At 58.9% G+C, this 20,793-nt stretch carries 20 protein-coding genes and 1 pseudogene; 11 read left to right on the top strand and 10 right to left on the bottom strand.

Features of this window, described 5'->3' with window-relative positions; genetic code table 11:
* Positions 1-32 precede the first annotated feature (32 nt).
* On the bottom strand, positions 33-275 hold the full coding sequence (locus AC07OG_RS01465; protein ID WP_495066042.1) for a DUF1127 domain-containing protein: 243 nt from the start codon (positions 273-275) through the stop codon (positions 33-35).
* A 179-nt stretch (positions 276-454) separates the two neighbouring features.
* Between AC07OG_RS01465 and AC07OG_RS01470 the strand changes: the two genes are divergently transcribed.
* Together AC07OG_RS01470 and AC07OG_RS01475 are read left to right on the top strand one after the other, a co-directional pair.
* Positions 455-1,888, top strand: coding sequence for an aminotransferase-like domain-containing protein (locus AC07OG_RS01470; RefSeq protein WP_495066043.1), 1,434 nt, complete (start codon positions 455-457; stop codon positions 1,886-1,888).
* Positions 1,889-1,948: 60 nt separating this feature from the next.
* On the top strand, positions 1,949-3,523 hold the full coding sequence (locus AC07OG_RS01475; protein WP_495066044.1) for a phospholipase D-like domain-containing protein: 1,575 nt from the start codon (positions 1,949-1,951) through the stop codon (positions 3,521-3,523).
* Positions 3,524-3,537: 14 nt separating this feature from the next.
* Here AC07OG_RS01475 and AC07OG_RS01480 read toward each other — a convergent pair whose 3' ends face one another.
* A complete protein-coding gene (locus tag AC07OG_RS01480; protein ID WP_060542566.1) occupies positions 3,538-4,680 on the bottom strand; it encodes an MFS transporter in 1,143 nt (380 codons plus the stop codon).
* Between the two features lie 190 nt (positions 4,681-4,870).
* Positions 4,871-6,364: an aldehyde dehydrogenase gene (locus AC07OG_RS01485; RefSeq protein WP_495066045.1), complete on the bottom strand. Its 1,494-nt coding sequence runs from the start codon at positions 6,362-6,364 to the stop codon at positions 4,871-4,873.
* A gap of 226 nt (positions 6,365-6,590) precedes the next feature.
* Here AC07OG_RS01485 and AC07OG_RS01490 point away from each other — a divergent pair, with 226 nt between their 5' ends.
* On the top strand, positions 6,591-6,953 hold the full coding sequence (locus tag AC07OG_RS01490; protein ID WP_060542568.1) for a cupin domain-containing protein: 363 nt from the start codon (positions 6,591-6,593) through the stop codon (positions 6,951-6,953).
* A gap of 192 nt (positions 6,954-7,145) precedes the next feature.
* Positions 7,146-7,358 carry a hypothetical protein gene (locus AC07OG_RS01495; protein ID WP_495066046.1) on the top strand — a complete coding sequence of 71 codons (213 nt, stop codon included), beginning with the start codon at positions 7,146-7,148 and terminating at the stop codon, positions 7,356-7,358.
* A gap of 173 nt (positions 7,359-7,531) precedes the next feature.
* Here the strand turns inward: AC07OG_RS01495 and rpmG are convergent, their stop codons facing one another.
* Positions 7,532-7,687 (bottom strand): 50S ribosomal protein L33, encoded by a 156-nt coding sequence (gene rpmG, locus AC07OG_RS01500; protein ID WP_007894709.1) that lies wholly within the window; start codon positions 7,685-7,687, stop codon positions 7,532-7,534.
* A gap of 11 nt (positions 7,688-7,698) precedes the next feature.
* Positions 7,699-7,932, bottom strand: coding sequence for a 50S ribosomal protein L28 (gene rpmB, locus AC07OG_RS01505; RefSeq protein ID WP_007894701.1), 234 nt, complete (start codon positions 7,930-7,932; stop codon positions 7,699-7,701).
* 447 nt (positions 7,933-8,379) lie between these two features.
* Here rpmB and AC07OG_RS01510 point away from each other — a divergent pair, with 447 nt between their 5' ends.
* A complete protein-coding gene (locus AC07OG_RS01510) occupies positions 8,380-9,966 on the top strand; it encodes an ABC transporter substrate-binding protein (protein WP_060540176.1) in 1,587 nt (528 codons plus the stop codon).
* Positions 9,967-10,104: 138 nt separating this feature from the next.
* On the opposite strand, the gene radC is transcribed toward AC07OG_RS01510, so the two are convergent.
* Positions 10,105-10,779 carry a RadC family protein gene (gene radC, locus AC07OG_RS01515; protein ID WP_218423555.1) on the bottom strand — a complete coding sequence of 225 codons (675 nt, stop codon included), beginning with the start codon at positions 10,777-10,779 and terminating at the stop codon, positions 10,105-10,107.
* Between the two features lie 134 nt (positions 10,780-10,913).
* Here radC and coaBC point away from each other — a divergent pair, with 134 nt between their 5' ends.
* The 4 genes and pseudogenes from coaBC to argB all read left to right on the top strand — a co-directional run bounded on the left by coaBC (position 10,914) and on the right by argB (position 15,173).
* Entirely contained in the window at positions 10,914-12,122 is a 1,209-nt protein-coding gene (gene coaBC / locus AC07OG_RS01520) for a bifunctional phosphopantothenoylcysteine decarboxylase/phosphopantothenate--cysteine ligase CoaBC (protein ID WP_218423553.1), read from the top strand.
* A gap of 5 nt (positions 12,123-12,127) precedes the next feature.
* Complete coding sequence (gene dut, locus AC07OG_RS01525) at positions 12,128-12,583, top strand: dUTP diphosphatase (protein ID WP_495066047.1); 456 nt, start codon at positions 12,128-12,130, stop codon at positions 12,581-12,583.
* A 290-nt stretch (positions 12,584-12,873) separates the two neighbouring features.
* Positions 12,874-14,250 (top strand): annotated as a pseudogene (locus tag AC07OG_RS01530) (phosphomannomutase/phosphoglucomutase); the annotation flags it as partial.
* Between the two features lie 17 nt (positions 14,251-14,267).
* Positions 14,268-15,173: an acetylglutamate kinase gene (gene argB, locus AC07OG_RS01535; RefSeq protein ID WP_060540181.1), complete on the top strand. Its 906-nt coding sequence runs from the start codon at positions 14,268-14,270 to the stop codon at positions 15,171-15,173.
* A 178-nt stretch (positions 15,174-15,351) separates the two neighbouring features.
* On the opposite strand, the gene pyrE is transcribed toward argB, so the two are convergent.
* On the bottom strand, positions 15,352-15,996 hold the full coding sequence (gene pyrE / locus AC07OG_RS01540; protein WP_495066048.1) for an orotate phosphoribosyltransferase: 645 nt from the start codon (positions 15,994-15,996) through the stop codon (positions 15,352-15,354).
* A gap of 80 nt (positions 15,997-16,076) precedes the next feature.
* Between pyrE and crc the strand changes: the two genes are divergently transcribed.
* Positions 16,077-16,856 (top strand): catabolite repression control protein Crc, encoded by a 780-nt coding sequence (crc, locus tag AC07OG_RS01545; RefSeq protein WP_003176915.1) that lies wholly within the window; start codon positions 16,077-16,079, stop codon positions 16,854-16,856.
* Between the two features lie 69 nt (positions 16,857-16,925).
* Here the strand turns inward: crc and gltS are convergent, their stop codons facing one another.
* The 3 genes from gltS to rph all read right to left on the bottom strand — a co-directional run bounded on the left by gltS (position 16,926) and on the right by rph (position 19,653).
* Entirely contained in the window at positions 16,926-18,134 is a 1,209-nt protein-coding gene (gltS, locus tag AC07OG_RS01550; protein WP_060540182.1) for a sodium/glutamate symporter, read from the bottom strand.
* A gap of 399 nt (positions 18,135-18,533) precedes the next feature.
* Complete coding sequence (locus AC07OG_RS01555) at positions 18,534-18,902, bottom strand: DUF4870 domain-containing protein (RefSeq protein WP_060540183.1); 369 nt, start codon at positions 18,900-18,902, stop codon at positions 18,534-18,536.
* A gap of 28 nt (positions 18,903-18,930) precedes the next feature.
* Complete coding sequence (rph, locus tag AC07OG_RS01560) at positions 18,931-19,653, bottom strand: ribonuclease PH (RefSeq protein WP_060540184.1); 723 nt, start codon at positions 19,651-19,653, stop codon at positions 18,931-18,933.
* A 266-nt stretch (positions 19,654-19,919) separates the two neighbouring features.
* Here rph and AC07OG_RS01565 point away from each other — a divergent pair, with 266 nt between their 5' ends.
* Positions 19,920-20,783, top strand: coding sequence for a YicC/YloC family endoribonuclease (locus AC07OG_RS01565; RefSeq protein ID WP_060540185.1), 864 nt, complete (start codon positions 19,920-19,922; stop codon positions 20,781-20,783).
* The last annotated feature ends 10 nt before the right edge of the window (positions 20,784-20,793 follow it).

Consider the following 20,793-nt stretch of genomic DNA (forward strand, 5'->3'; position numbering starts at 1 on the left):
CCGCGAAGAGGCCCTGAAGAACACTGCCTGTTTCAGCTCCGCCAGAAGGGTTTCAGCCCCTCCTCCAGCGCCTGCTCACGGGTCAGGCCGATGTCCTTCAACTGATCCGGCGTCAGCGCCAGCAACGCCTGGCGCGTGTGCAGACGATGCCAGAACAGGTCCCAGCGATTCAGACAGGACGGCGCGTTGCGCATTGTCTCGCGCATGCCGTTCCTCTGTCCTGTCACCAGTTCCTGACTGTGTAACGTCAGCCGCACATCGCTCAAGCCGTTCATTTTGGTCGCTCCTGTTTACTTGGGTAGCCAGAGATTCCATGATGCGCGGGCGGCCAAAAGCATTACAGATTCAATCTATCCGTATTAACTCCATACAGATTTGCTGTTGTTGCGTCTGAATCCTCGATTTTTGCCGTATCTGTACTGGTTTATCGGATCACCACCCACGAGGCTGCGCCATGACCCTTTACGTCAATCTCGCCGAATTGCTCGGCACGCGTATTGAACAGGGCTTCTATCGCCCCGGTGACCGGTTGCCCTCAGTGCGGGCGCTGAGCGTCGAGCACGGGGTCAGCCTGAGCACGGTGCAGCAGGCTTATCGAGTGCTGGAAGACAGCGGGCTGGCCACGCCAAGGCCAAAATCCGGGTATTTCGTTCCAGCCAGCCGCGAACTGCCGGACCTGCCGGCGGTAGGCCGCCCGGCGCAACGTCCGGTAGACATCTCCCAATGGGATCAGGTGTTGGAGCTTATTCGCGCAGTTCCACGCAAGGATGTGGTGCAACTGGGGCGCGGCATGCCGGACATCACCAGCGCGACCATGAAACCACTGCTACGCGATCTGGCCCGGATCAGCCGGCGCCAGGACATGCCTGGCCTGTATTACGACAACATTCATGGCAACCTCGAACTGCGCGAGCAAATCGCCCGCCTGATGCTCGACTCCGGCTGCCAGCTGGGCTGCGGCGAACTGGTAGTCACCACCGGTTGCCACGAAGCGCTCTCCACCAGCATCCGGGCGATTTGCGAGCCCGGTGACATTGTGGCGGTGGACTCGCCGAGCTTTCACGGGGCCATGCAGACCCTCAAGGGCCTGGGCATGAAAGCCCTGGAAATTCCCACCGATCCGCTGACCGGAATCAGCCTCGACGCGCTCGAACTGGCCCTGGAGCAGTGGCCGATCAAAGTCATACAGCTGACTCCCAACTGCAACAACCCCTTGGGCTACATCATGCCTGAGTCGCGTAAACGCGCGTTGTTGACACTCGCACAGCGATTTGACGTGGCGATCATCGAGGACGATGTGTATGGCGAGCTGGCCTACACCTATCCTCGCCCGCGCACGATCAAATCCTTCGACGAAGACGGGCGCGTGCTGTTGTGCAGCTCGTTTTCCAAGACCCTGGCCCCCGGCTTGCGTATCGGCTGGGTTGCGCCCGGCCGTTATCTGGAACGGGTGCTGCACATGAAATACATCAGCACCGGCTCAACCGCTCCGCAACCGCAGATCGCCATCGCCGAATTTCTCAAGGGCGGCCACTTCGAGCCGCATTTACGCCGGATGCGCACCCAATACCAGCGCAATCGCGACATGATGATTGACTGGGTGACCCGTTACTTCCCCGCCGGAACCCGCGCCAGTCGTCCGCAAGGCAGCTTCATGCTATGGGTCGAACTGCCGGAAGGCTTTGATACCCTGAAACTCAATCGTGCCCTGGATGATCAAGGCGTACAGATCGCCGTCGGCAGCATTTTTTCCGCCTCGGGCAAATACCGCAATTGCCTGCGCATGAACTACGCTGCCAAACCAACACCGCAGATCGAAGAAGCGGTGCGCAAGGTCGGCGCAATGGCGATCAAATTGCTGGCGGAAAACGACCCATTCAGTGACTGACTTTTATCCGGAATCCAGCATCCATATGTCATTACTCCTCGCCAACTGGAACGACCTAACGTGAGAGTCAGTCAGCCCCTGCTTGTTCTCCTGCTAATCGCTTCGTTCCTGAGTGGATGCGCCAGCTTCGACATTCGGCGAGAGTCCAGCCAGGCGCTGCCAGCCTCGGATTCGGCGTTTGGTCGTTCGGTCCAGGCGCAGGCCGCGCCATATAAGGGGCAATCCGGCTTCCGCCTGCTGTCCGACAGCACCGAAGCCTTCACCGCCCGGGCCGAACTGATCCGCAACGCGCAAAGCAGTCTCGACTTGCAGTACTACATCGTGCACGACGGTATCAGCACACGAATGCTGATCGAAGAGCTGCTCAAGGCCGCCGACCGTGGTGTACGTGTTCGGGTGCTGCTCGACGATACCGCCAGCGATGGCCTGGACCAGTTCATCGGCACCCTCGCCGCTCACCCGAAAATCCATATCCGCGTGTTCAACCCGTTGAATCTAGGGCGCAGTACCGGAGTGACGCGGACCGTGGGGCGGCTGCTGAACCTGTCGCAGCAACATCGGCGCATGCATAACAAGTTGTGGCTGGCGGACAACAGCATGGCCATAGTCGGCGGGCGCAATCTGGGGGACGAGTATTTCGACGCCGAACCCAATATGAACTTCACCGACATCGACATCCTCGGCGTTGGCCCTGTCGCCGACGAGCTCGGACACGGTTTCGACCAGTACTGGAACAGCGCGTTGAGCAAGCCGATCGACGAATTCCTGTCGAGCAAACCGACCGCCCAGGACTTGAAGGAGACCCGTGCCGGCCTGGAAAAATCGCTGGAAGAAAACCGCAGACAGAATCACGCGCTTTACCAGCGCCTGATGACCTATACCACTCACCCGCGCCTCGATACTTGGCGTCAGGAGCTAATCTGGGCCTGGAGCCAGGCGCTCTGGGATGCGCCCAGCAAGGTGCTGGCCAAGGGCGAACCCGATCCGCACTTGCTGCTGACCACGCAACTGGCGCCCGAACTCGATAGCGTCAGCAAAGAGCTGATCATGGTTTCGGCTTACTTTGTGCCCGGCGAACCCGGACTTGTTTACCTGACCGGACGCGCCGACGCCGGGGTCTCGGTGAGTTTGCTGACCAATTCACTGCAGGCCACGGATGTACCGGCGGTACACGGTGGATACGCACCCTATCGCAAGGCGCTGCTGGAACACGGCGTGCGGCTGTTCGAATTGCGCCGCCAACCCGGTGAAGACAGCCCCGGTGGTAGTGGACCGCGCCTGTTCTCCAGCGCCGCCTATAGCGGCTCCGATTCCAGCCTGCACAGCAAGGCGATCATTTTCGACCAGCAAAAATCCTTCATCGGCTCTTTCAATTTCGATCCACGCTCGGTGTTGTGGAACACCGAAGTCGGCGTGTTGGTAGACAGCCCGGAACTCGCGGCCCGAGTCCGTGAGCTGGCGCTCCAGGGCATGGCACCCGCCTTGAGTTATGAGGTGAAACTGGAAAAAGACCAAGTCGTCTGGACCACCGAAGACGACGGCAAAATGCACACGCTGACCAAGGAGCCAGCGAGCTGGTGGCGACGGGTCAATGCATGGCTCAGCACCACCGTTGGCCTGGAGCGGATGTTGTAGAAACCCCAAAAGATCTATGCAGCTTGCGCCGTACCAAACGCCCCTTGCCGCAACACCACAATCAGCACACCCAAGGCCCCCGCTGCCATCAGCAACGGCAACGCGTGCCCGCTGACCCACTGACTGCCAGCACCGGCCAGCAGCGGCCCGACCAGACAGCCAATCCCCCACAGCTGTGCCACGTGCGCATTGGCTCGCACCAGCGCATCGTCGCGGTAGCGCTCGCCGATCAGAATCAGTGACAAGGTGAACAACCCACCGGCACTGGCGCCGAACAGAACCCACAGCGGCCAGATCAGCAACGTGTCGATCAACATCGGGATCGCCAGACTCGACACCAGCAATATCAACGCGCAACCGGTAAACAGCGCACGCCGCGACAGGCGATCGGCCAAAGCGCCAATGGGCAACTGCAGCAGGGCATCACCCACCACCACGGTGCTGACCATCGCCAGCGCAATTTCCGTGGTAAAGCCCTGACGCAGGCAGTAGACCGGCAACAGCGTCAGGATCATGGCTTCGAATGCGGCAAACAGCGAGACCGCCCAGGCAATCGCCGGGAGGCCACGACAGAAACTCAGCAAGTCACCGAAAGTCACGCTGCTGGCTTCGCTGGAAGGCGCACCGCTTCGCCCGAGCAACAGGAACGGCGCGGCCAGCAACAGACCGACACCCACCCAAAAGCCGTAATCGTGCTCCGTGCCCAGGAAGCCAAGCAGCACCGGCCCGGCCAGTTGGCTCAGCGCGTAGCTGCTGCCATACAACGCCACCAGGCGCCCCCGCCATTGCTCGACCACCAGTTGATTGATCCAGCTTTCACCGAGGATGAACACCAGGGTCAGGATCACCCCGATCATCAGCCGTAGCAGCAACCAGACGGGGTAACTCGGTAATAGCGCCAGCAGACCTATGGAAACTGCCCCGGCCCACAGGCATAGGCGCATCAGGTTGGCCGTGCCAAGGCGTGCCGCCAGATGGCTGGAAATCTTCGCCCCCAGCAATACGCCGATCGCCGGCATCGCTGCCATCACGCCAATTGCAAACGAGCCGTAACCCCAGCTTTCCAGGCGAAAAGAAACCAACGGCATGCTGACGCCCAAGGCCAGGCCGACACTCAAGACAGACGCCAACACGGCGAAATAAGTCGCCCAACGCATGTTCCACGCTCCTGTGGATTGTTATTTTTTCAACCACCACAAAACAATGTGGGAGCGGGCTTGCTCGCGAAGTGGCCAGCACATTCAACGTCTATGTTGACTGTTACGGCGCCTTCGCGAGCAAGCCCGCTCCCACAGGGGATCTTTGTCGTTTGAGAGACCTGATCCAAATCAGGCCTCCCCTACTGACTTACAACTTGATCCAGGTCGCCTTCAGCTCGGTGTACTTGTCGAATGCGTGCAGCGACTTGTCGCGACCGTTACCAGACTGTTTGAAGCCGCCGAACGGCGCGGTCATGTCGCCGCCATCGTATTGGTTGACCCACACGCTACCGGCACGCAGTGCCCGGGCGGTGAGGTGAGCCTTGGAAATGTCCTTGGTCCACACTGCAGCGGCCAGACCATAAGGCGTGTCGTTGGCAATCGCGACAGCCTCTTCGGCGGTGTCGAACGCAATGACCGACAGCACCGGCCCGAAGATTTCTTCCTGGGCAATTTTCATCGCGTTGCTCACGCCGTCGAAAATTGTCGGTTCGACGTAAGTGCCGCCGGTTTCCTCAAGGGTGCGCTTGCCGCCGGCCACCAGTTTGGCGCCATCGGCATGACCCGACTCGATATAGGACAGCACGGTGTTCATCTGCTGCGTATCCACCAGCGCACCGACATTGGTTGACGGGTCCAGCGGGTTGCCCGGCTTCCAGGTTTTCAGTGCCTCGATCACCAGCGGCAGGAATTTGTCCTTGATCGAACGCTCCACCAGCAGACGCGAACCGGCGGTGCAGACTTCGCCCTGGTTGAAGGCGATAGCGCCGGCAGCGGCTTCGGCGGCTTCCTGCAAGTTCGGCGCATCGGCGAACACGATATTCGGGCTCTTGCCGCCGGCTTCGAGCCAGACGCGCTTCATGTTCGATTCGCCAGAGTAGATCAGCAATTGCTTGGCGATCTTGGTCGAACCGGTGAACACCAGGGTGTCGACGTCGTTATGCAAGGCCAGGGCTTTGCCGACAGTGTGGCCGTAACCCGGCAGTACGTTCAGCACGCCTTTCGGAATGCCGGCTTCTACAGCCAGCGCCGCGATGCGGATGGCGGTCAGCGGAGATTTTTCCGACGGTTTGAGGATCACCGAGTTGCCGGTGGACAGCGCCGGGCCGAGTTTCCAGCAGGCCATCATCAGCGGAAAGTTCCACGGCACGATGGCGCCCACGACACCGACCGGCTCACGGGTCACCAGACCCAACTGATTGTGCGGGGTCGCGGCCACTTCGTCGTAGATCTTGTCGATGGCTTCGCCGCTCCAGCTCAGGGCTTGTGCCGCGCCGGGAACGTCGATGTACAGGGAGTCGCTGATTGGTTTGCCCATGTCCAGGGTTTCAAGCAGTGCCAATTCTTCGGCATGCTGCTTCAGCAGGCCGGCGAAACGGATCATGGTGGCTTTGCGCTTGGTCGGCGCCAGGCGCGACCAGACACCGGAGTTGAAGGTGGCGCGGGCGTTTTCCACGGCGCGCTGGGCGTCGGCGGCGTCACAGCTGGCAATCTTGCCCAGCAGACGGCCATCGACCGGGCTGATGCACTCGAAAGTCTCGGAGGAGACAGCATCGGTGTATTCGCCATTGATGTAGGCGCGGCCTTCGATTTTCAGGTCGCGGGCACGTTGTTCCCAGTCGGCACGGGTCAGGGTGGTCATGCGAGTGTCCTCCTCTTATTGAATACGACACCCGCGTTCTTCGCGGGCGCTGTCAGGAATTCTGCCCGGCCAGCCTGTTTTTCGGCCCAAGGCATCCCGCCACCCTAAACCAGCGACAGGTGAAGTTTCAATATATTTGACATAACACCGGCAAACGGCCTTGCGATGTTCATTTTAATAAACATAGACTTGGGCTTTTCCAACGCAATCTCTGGGGATTACAACAATGAGCATCCAGGACGTCGTCGACTTCAGCCAGGCCAACACTCAACCCGAACGCTACCGGCCAGACCCGGCCAAAGTCCTCAAGGGCGACCCGGAGCAAGCGGTGTACAACCACTACAACAGTCCGTGCGGGCAGTTGAATGCGGGCGTGTGGGAAGGCGCAGTCGGCCAGTGGCTGGTGAATTTTACCGAACATGAATACTGCGAAATCGTTCAAGGCGTGTCAGTGCTGCGCGACAGCGATGGCAATAGCAAAACCGTGCGCGCGGGCGATCGTTTCGTGATCCCGGCCGGGTTCAAAGGTACCTGGGAGGTACTTGAGCCTTGCCGCAAGATCTATGTGGCATTTGAGCAGAAGGCTTGAAGCCGGCCGATTGAACCACCCCAAAGCCCGCCCTCATGGCGGGCTTTTTGTTGCTCGAGGCGCTGGAAAAACATCGCGTCACAGTGCGGAGGATGAAAAATACCGGGGATTAATCCAGACTTTTTCCACGCCACCCATGACGGATGGCGAGAGCAAATTCGCTCAAATCAACTTTAAGCAAGGAAGCAATTCATGACTCTGGATTTGAACCAACATCTGATCACCGCCCAGCAGTACATCGGCAAACATTACTCCGAAGAGCTGCGTGCAGAACTCGCCAACAAGACCGGCCTGGCAGTACGCCCGACAGGCATCGGGTTCATCATGACCAAGGACTACAACCCTGCACGCATCAACCTGCTGGTTGAAAACGAAATCATCACCCATGTCACCATGGGAAATTGATTTCATTGCAGCCCTGTCGCGGGGCTGAAGCGACCAGAAGCACCTGGTAATACGAAACGCCCGAAGCGCTGCTTCGGGCGTTTTTTTTGCATCTACCGATCCACTTTTTTCAGCCCAACAAAAAAGGCCCGTATCTCGCGATACGGGCCTTTTTCGTAAGAGGGAAAAATCAATTACTTGATTTTGCCTTCTTTGTAGATCACGTGCTTGCGAACAACCGGATCAAATTTCTTGATCTCGATTTTGTCCGGAGTAGTACGCTTGTTCTTGTCGGTAGTGTAGAAGTGACCAGTACCGGCGCTCGAAATCAAACGAATCAATTCACGCATGATTAGCTCCCTTAGATCTTGCCGGCTTTGCGGATTTCGGCCAGCACGACAGTGATGCCACGCTTGTCGATGATACGCATGCCTTTGGCAGATACGCGCAGACGCACGAAACGTTTCTCTTCTTCAACCCAGAAGCGGTGATGCTGCAGGTTCGGCAGGAAACGACGACGGGTTTTGTTGTTTGCGTGGGAAATGTTATTCCCAGTCACCGGACCCTTACCGGTAACTTGACAGACTCTAGACATGCCTCAGCCCTCTAAACCACATGCCCAACCCGGCATGGGTTGGCCGCTTAATCTCTCAGTCATTTGGCGCCAGGCGCCGCGTTTCTTTAAGGGTCTTACCGGCTACACCTACAAACGAAGGAACCGGGCCCCTAGAAAAGAGCGCTGCTTTATACCAGAAAGACTTGAGAGCAACAACATTCGGTGTGCGCACAACCCATAAAAAAGCCATTTTTTGCGCTACGAGCGCTTTGGACAAAGGCTATCGTCGGTGGTGACCGCTCGTCGAAGAAAAATCGGCTACCCTGCCAAGTACGCTTTTTGCCCAGCAGTGGCTCAGCAAAACCGACCGTCCATAGTCCCCTGAAAATGAATACGGGGATAGTCATTTTCAAAAGAGCCCACTAGGGTAAGCCTTTTCCAGACTGCACTTGCAGATGGGCCTTCGATCTGTAAAGGAATCCGACCATGCGCCTCGCTGCCCTACCGTTGTTGTTTGCCCCTTTCCTGCTGAGTCCGCAGGCCATGGCGGCGGCCCTGAGTGTCTGCACCGAGGCAAGCCCGGAAGGGTTCGACGTCGTGCAGTACAACTCGCTGACCACCACCAACGCCTCGGCCGATGTGCTGATGAACCGCCTTGTGGACTTCGACACCGCCAGCGGCAAAGTGATAGCCAGCCTGGCTGAGAGCTGGGAAGTCAGCCCCGACGGCCTGGTCTACGTCTTCAAGCTGCACCCGCAGGTGAAATTCCACCGCACCGAATACTTCACTCCGAGCCGTGAACTGACGGCTGAGGACGTGATATTCAGCTTCGACCGCATGCTCGACCCGTCTCATCCGTGGCACAAAGTCGCTCAAAGCGGATTCCCCCACGCCCAATCAATGCAGTTGCCCGCACTGATCAAAAAAATCGACGCCCTCGACCCGCTGACTGTGCGCTTCACCCTCGACCACCCGGATTCGACCTTCCTGGCGACCCTGAGCATGGGCTTCGCTTCGATTTACTCGGCCGAGTACGCCGACAAACTGATGAAGGCCGGTGCGCCCGAGAAGCTCAACAGCCAGCCCGTCGGTACCGGCCCGTTCATTTTCACGCGATTCCAGAAGGACGCCTCGGTTCGCTACAAGGCCAATGCCGACTACTTTGGCGGCAAGCCTTCGGTCGATCCACTGATCTTCGCCATCACGCCGGACGCGAACGTGCGTCTGCAGAAACTGCGTCGCAATGAGTGCCAGATCGCCCTGTCGCCCAAGCCTCTGGATGTCCAGGCCGCACAGCAGGAGCCGACGCTGAAAGTCGAAAAGACTGACGCGTTCATGACCGCATTCGTCGGCATCAATAGCCAGCATCCGCCGCTGGACAAACCCGAAGTACGCCAGGCCATCAACCTCGCTTTCGATAAGGCCAACTACATCAAAGCCGTGTTCGAAGACACCGCCGAAGCGGCCAACGGTCCGTATCCGCCCAACACCTGGAGCTATGCGAAAAACCTTCCGGGTTATCCACATGACATTGCAAAGGCCAAGGCATTGATGGCCAAGGCCGGGTTCAAAGAGGGTTTCCAGACCACCATCTGGACCCGCCCGTCCGGCAGTTTGCTCAACCCCAACCCCAGCCTCGGCGCCCAGTTGCTGCAGTCCGATCTCGCGCAAATCGGCATACAGGCCGAAATTCGCGTGATCGAATGGGGCGAGCTGATCCGCCGCGCCAAGGCCGGTGAACATGACCTGCTGTTCATGGGTTGGGCCGGCGACAACGGCGATCCGGACAACTTCCTCACGCCGCAATTTTCCTGCGCCGCGGTCAAGTCCGGCACCAACTTCGCCCGCTACTGCAACCAGGACCTGGACAAGCTCATCAGCGCCGGCAAGACCACCGGCGAACAAGGGGTGCGCACCAAGCTCTATGAACAGGCCCAGGCGCAGATCCAGCAGCAGGCGTTGTGGCTGCCATTGGCTCACCCGACGGCATTTGCCCTGACGCGCAAGGATATCGAGGGCTATGCGGTGAGCCCGTTCGGCAGGCAGGACTACTCGAAGGTCAGCATCAAATAATCCGCTCCTGCACGCCCCCCTGTAGGAGCGAGCATGCTCGCGAAGAACGTCAATATGACGCGGGACGCCTGAAAGCCCGTGTTCTCTGATCGTTTTTCGCGAGCATGCTCGCTCCTACAGCAGGGCGTCTGCCCTCTCCTACATCCACCCATACTCCGCCATCGACAGCGGATCGCCATCGCCGATGATGAAGTGATCAAGCACCCGCACGTCGATCAACTCCAATGCCTTTTGCAGGCGCTTGGTCAGCTCTCGGTCGGCCTGGCTTGGGTCGGGGTTACCCGACGGGTGGTTGTGGCACAGAATCAGCGCTGCGGCGTTGTGGGCCAGCGCGCGCTTGACCACTTCCCGCGGATGCACGCTGGTGTTGTCGATCGAGCCGTGGAACATTTTCTCAAAGGTCAGCACTTGATGCCTGGAGTCGAGAAACAGGCAACCAAATACCTCATGGGGCTCGTGGCGCAGCATCGACTTCAGGTATTCACGAACCGCCTGCGGGCTCTCCAGCGCCGTTTTTTCGCGCGCACGCTCAGCCAGATGGCGCCTGCTTATTTCTTGAGCGGCCTGCAGTTGGGCAAATTTCGCCGGCCCTAACCCCAGCTGCTTGCTAAATGTTTCCTGGTCCGCTTCAAGCAGCAAGCGCAGGCTGCCGAACTGACTCAACAAGTGTCGAGCCAGATCGACGGCGCTTTTACCGACTACGCCCGTGCGTAAAAATATCGCCAGTAACTCGGCGTCCGAAAGGCTTCCCGAGCCTTGTTCAAGCAACCTCTCCCGCGGCCGTTCCGCCGCCGGCCAATCGCGAATACTCATAGCACCTCCCTGTCTGTGGGCGCCGCTGTTCCGTCGCGGTCGCTGTGATATCGTAGCCCATCTTTTTTGCGGGCGAATTCACCTGGGGAGGGGGTTTCGCCACGTATGTCACCAACGAATTGAAAGGCAGGCCTATGCAGCGGCTGTATCGGAAACGCATTGTTCTGGGCGTCGGCGGCGGCATTGCTGCCTACAAAAGCGCCGACCTGGTTCGCCGCCTGATCGACCAGGGCGCCGAAGTGCGCGTGGTCATGACCCGTGGCGGTGCCGAGTTCATCACCCCGCTGACCATGCAGGCTTTGTCCGGCCACCCGGTTCACCTGGATCTGCTGGATCCGGCGGCAGAAGCGGCCATGGGGCACATCGAGCTGGCCAAATGGGCGGATCTGGTGCTGATCGCTCCGGCCACCGCAGACCTGATCGCCCGCTTGGCCCAAGGCATTGCCGACGATTTGCTGACCACCCTGGTGCTGGCCACCGACGCCGTGGTCGCCGTTGCCCCGGCAATGAACCAGGCCATGTGGCGTGACCCGGCCACCCAAGCCAACCTGCAACTCCTTGAAAGCCGTGGCCTGAAGACTTTCGGCCCGGCCTCCGGCAGCCAGGCCTGCGGCGACGTTGGCATGGGTCGCATGATGGAAGCCAACGATCTGGCCCAATGCGCGGCAGACTGCTTCCAGCGCCAGGCGTTGACCGGCCGCCACGTGGTGATCACCGCTGGCCCGACTCAGGAAAACATCGATCCGGTGCGTTACATCACCAACCACAGCTCCGGAAAAATGGGCTTTGCCCTGGCCGAAGCGGCGGTGGAAGCTGGCGCCCGCGTCACCCTGATCAGTGGTCCCGTGCATCTGCCGACCCCGGACCGCGTTACGCGAATCGATGTCGTCAGCGCCCGCGACATGCTCGCCGCCTGCGAATCCGCGATCCCGTGCGATGTGTTCATCGCCTCTGCGGCGGTTGCGGACTACCGACCAGAGGTCGTTGCCCCGCAAAAACTTAAGAAAGATCCTACAAGCGGCGACGGCTTCGTTCTGCAAATGGTGCGCAACCCGGACATCCTGGCCACCATCGCGACCCGTCCCGACCGCCCGTTCAGTGTCGGTTTTGCCGCCGAAACCGAACACCTGCTCGATTACGCTGCCCGCAAGCTTAAAGACAAGAATCTCGATTTGATTGTCGCCAACGACGTCGCCAACCCGACCATTGGCTTCAACAGCGAAGAAAACGCCTGCAGCGTGATCGACCGCGAGCTTCATACCACCGCTTTCGCCCAGACCAGCAAGAGCAAGATTGCTCGCCAGCTGGTCACTTTTATCGCCGAACGTCTGAACCAGGTTTAATTTACATGCACGCTTTGCAAGCCAAGATCCTCGACCCCCGCATCGGTACCGAATTCCCGCTGCCGCAGTACGCCACGCCAGGCTCCGCCGGCCTCGACCTGCGCGCCATGCTGGAACAAGACATCGTGATCAGGCCGGGTGAAACCGTGTTGATTCCGACCGGCCTGTCGGTCTACATCGGCGACCCGAATCTCGCCGCACTGATCCTGCCGCGTTCGGGAATGGGCCATAAGCATGGCATCGTGCTGGGCAATCTGGTCGGCCTGATCGATTCCGATTACCAAGGCCCATTGATGGTTTCCTGCTGGAACCGCGGCCAGACCGACTTCACCATGACCGTCGGCGAGCGTCTGGCGCAATTGGTGCTGGTGCCGGTAGTGCAGGCGCATTTCGAGATGGTCGACGAGTTTGTCGAGACCGAGCGCGGAACTGGCGGATTCGGCCACACTGGCACCAAATAACCGGATACCCATGTAGGAGTTGCCGAAGGCTGCGATCTTTTTATTTTGATTTTTCAAGATCAAAAGATCGCAGCCTTCGGCGGCTCCTACACAAGATCCGAGACCGTCTGGAATCAAGGCATTGGCCGGCCAAAAAGCCGCTCGCGTCGCTGGCATGGCCTTTTCGCACCACGAACTCTCTGTGAAAAACGCCGTCATACCCTTCAGTTTGAGCCTGCTGAGTGACCCGCAGGCAGGTCCAGCCAACTTCGAGATGGAGCATTCCACAGATGAACACCCCGGCCAAAATCGCCCCCAAGTTCCCCGACAGCATCTTCCGCGCCTACGACATTCGCGGCACCGTACCGGAATTCCTGAATGCCGAAACCGCATACTGGATCGGTCGCGCCGTCGGCTCCCAAAGCCTGGCCCAAGGCGAGCCGAACGTCTGCGTTGGCCGTGACGGGCGCCTGTCCGGCCCGGAGTTGGTCGAGCAATTGATCAGGGGCATCGCCGACAGCGGCTGCCACGTTAGCGATGTCGGCCTGGTCCCGACTCCGGCGCTGTACTACGCCGCCAACGTACTGGCCGGCAAATCCGGTGTGATGCTCACCGGCAGCCACAACCCGTCGAACTACAACGGCTTCAAGATCGTCATAGCCGGCGACACCCTGGCCAACGAACAGATCCAGGCCCTGCACGATCGCCTCAAGACCAACAACCTGAGCAGCGGCCAAGGCAGCATCACTCAGGTCGAAATCCTCGACCGCTACACCACTGAAATCGTCCAGGACATCAAACTGGCCCGACGCCTGAAAGTGGTCGTGGACTGTGGCAACGGCGCTGCCGGCGTGATCGCCCCGCAACTGATCGAAGCCCTGAACTGCGAAGTCATCCCGCTGTTCTGTGAAGTCGACGGCAACTTCCCCAACCATCACCCGGACCCGGGCAAGCCAGAAAACCTCGTAGACCTGATCGCCAAGGTCAAGGAAACCAACGCCGATATCGGCCTGGCCTTCGACGGTGACGGCGACCGTGTCGGCGTGGTGACCAACACCGGCAGTATCGTCTACCCGGACCGCCTGCTGATGCTGTTTGCCCGCGACGTAGTGGCGCGCAACCCGGGCGCGGAGATCATCTTCGACGTCAAATGCACCCGTCGCCTGATCCCGCTGATCAAGGAATACGGCGGCCGGTCGTTAATGTGGAAGACTGGTCATTCGTTGATCAAAAAGAAAATGAAACAATCCGGCGCCCTGTTGGCCGGCGAAATGAGCGGGCACATCTTCTTCAAGGAGCGCTGGTTCGGTTTCGACGACGGTATTTACAGCGCCGCGCGCTTGCTGGAGATCCTCAGCAAGGAAAAATCCACGGCGGAAGAGCTGTTCGCGACCTTCCCGAACGATATTTCTACGCCGGAAATCAATATCCATGTGACCGAAGAGAGCAAATTCAGCATCATTGATGCATTGCACGACGCACAGTGGGGCCCAGGTGCCGACCTGACTACCATTGACGGCGTGCGAGTTGACTACGCCAAAGGCTGGGGCCTGGTGCGCGCGTCCAACACCACTCCGGTGCTGGTGTTGCGCTTCGAGGCCGATGACGAGGCAGAACTGCAGCGCATCAAGGATGTGTTCCACGTCCAGTTGAAGCGTGTTGCGCCCGATCTCCAACTACCGTTCTGATTCACCCGGAGCCCTGAATGACCCTCGAACGCGAAGCCGCCGCCAATACCGCCAAGGTCCTGTCCGAAGCGCTGCCTTACATCCGACGCTATGTCGGCAAGACCCTGGTGATCAAATACGGCGGCAACGCGATGGAAAGCGAGGAGCTGAAAACCGGCTTCGCACGCGACATCGTTTTGATGAAAGCCGTGGGCATCAACCCGGTAGTGGTTCACGGTGGCGGCCCGCAAATCGGTGACCTGCTCAAGCGTCTGTCGATCGAGAGCCACTTTGTCGACGGCATGCGCGTCACCGACGCCGCGACCATGGACGTGGTAGAAATGGTCCTCGGCGGCCAGGTCAACAAGGAAATCGTCAACCTGATCAACCGTCACGGCGGCAGCGCCATCGGCCTGACCGGTAAAGACGCCGAGCTGATTCGCGCGAAAAAGCTCACCGTCACCCGTCAGACGCCGGAAATGACTACCCCTGAAATCATCGACATCGGTCATGTCGGCGAAGTGGTCGGGATCAACACCGACCTGCTGAACCTGCTGGTCAAAGGTGATTTCATCCCGGTGATCGCGCCAATCGGCGTGGGCCCCAATGGTGAGTCGTACAACATCAATGCCGACCTGGTCGCCGGTAAAGTCGCCGAGGCGCTGAAAGCCGAGAAACTGATGCTGCTGACCAATATCGCCGGCCTGATGGACAAGTCGGGCACCGTTCTCACCGGCCTGACCACCCAGCAGGTCGACGAGTTGATCGCCGACGGCACAATCTATGGCGGCATGCTGCCGAAGATCCGTTGCGCACTGGAAGCGGTCCAGGGCGGCGTGGGCAGCTCATTGATCATCGACGGTCGCGTGCCGAATGCGATCCTGCTGGAGATCTTCACCGATACCGGTGTAGGCACCCTGATCAGCAATCGCAAGCGTCACTAAGCAGTAGCCCATACAAAAAGACCCCGCTCAGCCTGACTGAGCGGGGTCTTTTTTTGCCGCAGATCCCTGTAGGAGCGAGCATGCTCGCGAAAAACTTCAACGATAACGCGGGGCACCTGACGGAAAGTGGCGCCCTGACGTCCATCGCGAGCATGCTCGCTCCCACAGGGTCGGTGTATCAGACGCCGAACTGGGCCCGATAGGCTTCTACGGCCGGCAGATGCTGCTTGAGCTGCGGATCGTCGGCGAGGAACTCCAGCACCTGGTTCAGCGAAACAATGCTGATCACCGGAATACCGAAGTCACGCTCCACTTCCTGGATCGCCGACAACTCGCCGTTACCGCGCTCCTGGCGGTTCAGGGCGATCAACACGCCAGCCGCTTTGGCGCCGTCCTGGGAAGCGATGATCTGCATCACTTCACGGATCGCGGTGCCCGCCGTGATGACGTCATCGATGATCAGCACTTCGCCGCTCAACGGAGCGCCGACCAGGCTGCCGCCCTCGCCGTGGGCCTTGGCTTCCTTGCGGTTGAAGCACCATGGCAGGTCACGGTTGTGATGCTCGGCCAGGGCCACAGCAGTAGTCGCCGCCAAAGGAATGCCTTTGTACGCCGGGCCGAACAGCACGTCGAAGGCAATCCCGCTCTCGGCAATGGCTGCAGCATAGAAACGACCCAGCTGGGCCAGGGCCGAACCTGAGTTGAACAGACCGGCATTGAAGAAGTAAGGACTGGTGCGCCCGGACTTCAGGGTGAACTCACCGAAGCGCAAAACCCCGCGATCGATGGCAAAACGAATGAAATCGCGCTGATACGCTTGCATGAAAAACCCCAAATACCACGGATTTAGCTAATTAGCTTGACGCCGTGTATCATACACGCACGCGATTTTTGGGGCCATTTATGCGGATCATCAGTGTGAACGTCAATGGTATTCAGGCGGCAGTCGAGCGAGGTTTGCTCAGTTGGCTGCAGGCACAGAATGCTGACGTCATCTGCCTGCAGGACACCCGCGCCTCTGCCTTTGAACTGGACGATCCAGCCTTCCAACTGGATGGATACTTCCTTTATGCCTGCGATGCCGAAGTCCCTGCCCAAGGTGGCGTGGCTTTGTATTCGCGGCTGCAACCGAAGGCTGTCATCAGCGGTCTCGGTTTCGAGACGGCCGACCGCTACGGGCGCTACCTGCAAGCCGATTTCGACAAGGTCAGCATCGCGACCTTGCTGCTCCCTTCGGGGCAGAACGGCGATGAAGACTTGAACCAGAAGTTCAAGCTAATGGACGATTTCGCCCGTTATCTGGATAAACAGCGACGCAAACGTCGCGAGTACATTTATTGTGGCTCGCTATACGTGGCGCAACAGAAGCTGGATATCAAGAACTGGCGCGACAGCCAGCAATCCCCGGGTTTCCTGGCACCTGAACGTGCCTGGATGGACGAGATTGTCGGCAACATGGGTTATGTCGACGCCCTGCGCGAAGTCAGTCGTGAAGGCGACCAGTACAGCTGGTGGCCGGACAACGAACAGGCCGAAATGCTCAACCTCGGCTGGCGTTTCGACTATCAGCTGCTGACCCCTGGCCTGCGCCGCTTTGTACGCAGTGCACGCCTGCCACGTCAGCCGCGGTTCTCGCAGCACGCGCCGCTGATCGTGGACTACGACTGGACGCTGACTATCTGAGGCGTCGGATCAATAAAAATGCCCGTATCGCAAGATACGGGCATTTTTTATGGCTCAACCAGGCTGAACTTAGACAGCGACAAAAAATGGCAGCGCAAGAAACAACTTGATCACGATGACATTGATGATGTCGATGAAAAATGCTCCCACCATGGGCACTACCAGAAACGCAATCTGCGATGGCCCGAAGCGCTGCGTGACGGCTTGCATGTTTGCAATGGCTGTTGGCGTGGCACCCAGTCCGAAACCGCAGTGCCCTGCCGCCAGTACGGCCGCATCGTAGTTGCTACCCATTATTCTGAACGTCACGAATATCGCAAACAACGCCATGACGATAGTTTGAACAGCCAGAATGATGAAGATCGGCAAAGCCAGTGAAGCCAGATCCCATAGCTTAAGAGACATCAAGGCAATGGCCAGGAACAATGACAAACTGACATTGCCCAGCACCGAGACTTCCCGCTCAAACACCTGATACAAGCCCAGTGCTGAAAGTCCATTGCGTAATACAACACCCACGAACAACACACAAACGAACGTCGGCAACTCAAATGCACTGCCCAGCAGCCAGCCATTAAGAAGATTACCTGCCAGCAAGCTGACGGCAATCAGGGCGAGTGTCTCGATAAACGAAAAGGGTGTGATCGAACGTTCTTTGTTTGGTTGCTCAAAACCCTTTGGCACGCGCAGCTTGGCTTGCTCAGCGCAACCGGGGACTTGCACTCGCTTGATCAGCAGGCGAGCGACCGGCCCACCAATCAGACCACCCAGCACCAAACCAAAAGTCGCAGAAGCCATCGCAAGCTCGGAAGCCGAAGCCAGGCCGTACTTTTCACTGAATGTCGCGCTCCAGGCAGCGCCTGTGCCGTGACCGCCAGCCAAAGTGACCGAACCCGTCAGCAAGCCCATCAGAGGGTCAAGCCCCAGCAGACTTGCGAGACCGATGCCCATGGCATTCTGGACCAGCAACAGCCCGGTGACCGCGAGAATAAAAATCCCCACGACACGCCCGCCCTTTTTCAAGCTGGCGAAGTCCGCGCTCAAGCCAATGGTGGCGAAGAACGCCAACATCAAGGGCGTCTGCAACGAGGTGTCGAACCGCACTTGAATATCAAAGCTGCGTAAAGCCAGGAGAGCCAGGGCGACCACCAGGCCACCTGCTACAGGTTCGGGGATATTGTAGGCGCGTAAAAATCCTACACGAGTGACAAGTCCGCGACCCAGTAACAGCACTAAAGAGGCGGCGACTAACGTTCCATAAAAATCGAGCTGAATCATTTGCATCATTCTTGGATAAGTATTCAGGGGCGAACTTTTTACCTGGACACGCCTCTTGAACAGGTTGATCTCCTCAACACTGGCTGATGTTAGATTCAAGAACCTTCACTGGTCTGAATATATCAAAATATTTCTTGAAATATTTCGCGGTGGCAACTTTATCAATCAGCTCGCCTTATTGCCAAGCACATGGGCACTATTGACACTTTACAGTTGTGACTAAAAGTGTAAACAACTCGGCATTGGGGATTCAACGAATCTTGGTACACGGCGTTTGATACAATTAGCAAAGATTCAACACAGCTAGAAACACTTATTTAATAAACGAAAATGCCCCGGAATTCCGGGGCATTTGCTTATTGTTGGCGCCAGTTCTACTTGTATAGAGCAACCGGGCTTTTACTTGATCAATCGCCAGGTAAACGGGTACCGGTAAGGGAGCCCCTCATTGGCTTTCACGCCTGCGATGATGGTCAGCACCAGCGCACCAATCGCAACCAGACCAAACAGGAAGAACCCGATAATCACCACCATGAGCAGGAAGCAAATGGCAGAGGCAATGGCGACGGTAATCTGAAAGTTCAGCGCCTCCTTGCCCTGTGCGTCGACGAACGGGTCCATCTCGCGCTTCATCTGCCAGAGAATCAGAGGACCGATCAGCGTCCCGAACGGGATCCAGATCCCGAGCAAGGCAGACAGGTGACAAAACATCGCCCACTGCCGAACGTCTTTACTCGGGGTGGGAAGTAGCTCTTGCTCATCACTCATCGCGTCCTCCTTGCTGGGAGCGGCCTGTTCAATCGGCCAGTGCAGCCTTTTGCAGTTCGAAGATTTCGTTCATGCCTTTCTTCGCCAGTTCCAGCATGGCGTTCAGCTCTTCAGGCTGGAACGGCGCGCCTTCGGCAGTGCCCTGCACTTCGATGAAACCGCCAGCGCTGGTCATGACCACGTTCAGGTCGGTTTCGGCCGCCGAATCTTCCAGGTAATCGAGGTCGAGCACCGGCTCGCCCTTGTACATGCCTACCGAAACTGCAGCGATCATTTGCTTGATCGGGTCGCCGCCTTTCAGGCCGCCACGCTTCTTGATCACTTTCAGGGCATCGACCAGCGCCACCATGGCGCCGGTGATCGACGCGGTACGGGTGCCGCCATCTGCCTGAATCACATCGCAATCGACGTACAGGGTGACGTCGCCCAGCTTGGACATGTCCAGCGCAGCGCGCAGGGAACGGCCGATCAAACGCTGGATTTCGAGGGTGCGACCACCCTGCTTGCCACGGCTGGCTTCACGCTGGTTACGCTCGCCGGTGGCGCGCGGCAGCATGCCGTATTCGGCAGTCAGCCAGCCCTGACCCTGGCCCTTGAGGAAACGCGGCACGCCCGGCTCGACGCTGACGGTGCAGATGACCTTGGTATCACCGAACTCGACCAGTACAGATCCCTCGGCGTGTTTGGTGTAGTTGCGGGTGATGCGGATCGAGCGGAGCTGATCGGCAGCGCGACCACTTGGACGTATCATAGGGAGTACCTGTACTGGGGACGGAAAACTGCGGGCATTATAGAGCCGCTGGCCGCACCTGGGCACTTCTAAAAAAATCCGCCGACGACCGAAGGCTCTGCATGGCGTGGTATCGAAGGCTTGCAGACGTTTGTCACACCGTGTGTTTGGGCGCATCCGCGCCACTGCGTTACAATCCTGCGCCTTTGCTGCCTGTCGGCTTTAATTCATTGATAGCGGATCCCCGGAACCTCGGTTCTGCGCCCATCTGCACTGCGAGGTACCCCATGGTGCACAGCATGACCGCCTTCGCCCGCGTCGAAAAAGCCGGCGCCCAAGGCACCCTGAGCTGGGAACTGCGCTCGGTCAACAGCCGCTACCTGGAACCCCACCTGCGCCTGCCGGAAACTTTTCGCGACCTCGAAGGCGCAGTCCGCGAGGCCCTGCGCCAGGGCCTATCCCGGGGCAAGCTGGAATGCACGCTGCGGTTTACCGAGGAAAGCACCGGCAAGTCCCTGCAAGTGGACCGCGAGCGTGCCGCACAACTGGTCGCCGCCGCCGAGACCATCGCCAGCCTGATCAAGAATCCCGCCGCCCTCAACCCGCTGGAAGTGCTGGGCTGGCCCGGCGTGCTGGTAGGTGACGCCAGCGATCCACAAGCCCTGAATGCCGAAGCCCTCGCGCTGTTCAACCAGGGCCTCAAGGAGCTCAAGGCCGGCCGAGAGCGTGAAGGTGCCGAGCTGGCACGGCTGATCAACGAGCGTTTGACCTCCATAGAAGACGACGTGGTGACCTTGCGCGAACTGGTCCCGCAGATGCTCGCCACCCAGCGCCAGAAAGTCCTCGACCGCTTCGCCGACATGAAGGCGGAGATGGATCCGCAGCGCCTGGAGCAGGAAATGGTCATGCTCGCGCAAAAAAGCGACGTCGCCGAAGAACTGGATCGCCTGAGCACCCACATCATCGAAGTTCGCCGGGTGCTCAAGTCCGGCGGTGCCGCCGGACGGCGCCTGGACTTCCTGATGCAGGAGCTCAACCGCGAAGCCAACACACTGGGCTCCAAAGCCTTCGACCCGCGCAGCACCCAGGCTGCGGTCAACCTCAAGGTGTTGATCGAGCAGATGCGCGAACAAGTGCAGAATATTGAGTAAGGCTACCCTG

It is taken from the genome of Pseudomonas sp. GW821-FHT09H03 (genome assembly GCF_059415945.1).

Bases quoted from the DNA above. Each gene is read 5' to 3' on its own strand.
- AC07OG_RS01480 (WP_060542566.1), bottom strand. From the start codon at position 4,680: ATGCGTTGGGCGACTTATTTCGCCGTGTTGGCGTCTGTCTTGAGTGTC.
- AC07OG_RS01555 (WP_060540183.1), bottom strand. From the start codon at position 18,902: ATGAGTGATGAGCAAGAGCTACTTCCCACCCCGAGTAAAGACGTTCGG.
- AC07OG_RS01485 (WP_495066045.1), bottom strand. From the start codon at position 6,364: ATGACCACCCTGACCCGTGCCGACTGGGAACAACGTGCCCGCGACCTG.
- dut (WP_495066047.1), top strand. From the start codon at position 12,128: ATGCACGCTTTGCAAGCCAAGATCCTCGACCCCCGCATCGGTACCGAA.
- AC07OG_RS01510 (WP_060540176.1), top strand. From the start codon at position 8,380: ATGCGCCTCGCTGCCCTACCGTTGTTGTTTGCCCCTTTCCTGCTGAGT.
- AC07OG_RS01495 (WP_495066046.1), top strand. From the start codon at position 7,146: ATGACTCTGGATTTGAACCAACATCTGATCACCGCCCAGCAGTACATC.
- AC07OG_RS01470 (WP_495066043.1), top strand. From the start codon at position 455: ATGACCCTTTACGTCAATCTCGCCGAATTGCTCGGCACGCGTATTGAA.
- AC07OG_RS01465 (WP_495066042.1), bottom strand. From the start codon at position 275: ATGAACGGCTTGAGCGATGTGCGGCTGACGTTACACAGTCAGGAACTG.
- coaBC (WP_218423553.1), top strand. From the start codon at position 10,914: ATGCAGCGGCTGTATCGGAAACGCATTGTTCTGGGCGTCGGCGGCGGC.
- radC (WP_218423555.1), bottom strand. From the start codon at position 10,779: ATGAGTATTCGCGATTGGCCGGCGGCGGAACGGCCGCGGGAGAGGTTG.
- argB (WP_060540181.1), top strand. From the start codon at position 14,268: ATGACCCTCGAACGCGAAGCCGCCGCCAATACCGCCAAGGTCCTGTCC.
- pyrE (WP_495066048.1), bottom strand. From the start codon at position 15,996: ATGCAAGCGTATCAGCGCGATTTCATTCGTTTTGCCATCGATCGCGGG.
- rpmG (WP_007894709.1), bottom strand. From the start codon at position 7,687: ATGCGTGAATTGATTCGTTTGATTTCGAGCGCCGGTACTGGTCACTTC.
- AC07OG_RS01565 (WP_060540185.1), top strand. From the start codon at position 19,920: ATGGTGCACAGCATGACCGCCTTCGCCCGCGTCGAAAAAGCCGGCGCC.
- gltS (WP_060540182.1), bottom strand. From the start codon at position 18,134: ATGATTCAGCTCGATTTTTATGGAACGTTAGTCGCCGCCTCTTTAGTG.
- rpmB (WP_007894701.1), bottom strand. From the start codon at position 7,932: ATGTCTAGAGTCTGTCAAGTTACCGGTAAGGGTCCGGTGACTGGGAAT.
- AC07OG_RS01490 (WP_060542568.1), top strand. From the start codon at position 6,591: ATGAGCATCCAGGACGTCGTCGACTTCAGCCAGGCCAACACTCAACCC.
- rph (WP_060540184.1), bottom strand. From the start codon at position 19,653: ATGATACGTCCAAGTGGTCGCGCTGCCGATCAGCTCCGCTCGATCCGC.
- crc (WP_003176915.1), top strand. From the start codon at position 16,077: ATGCGGATCATCAGTGTGAACGTCAATGGTATTCAGGCGGCAGTCGAG.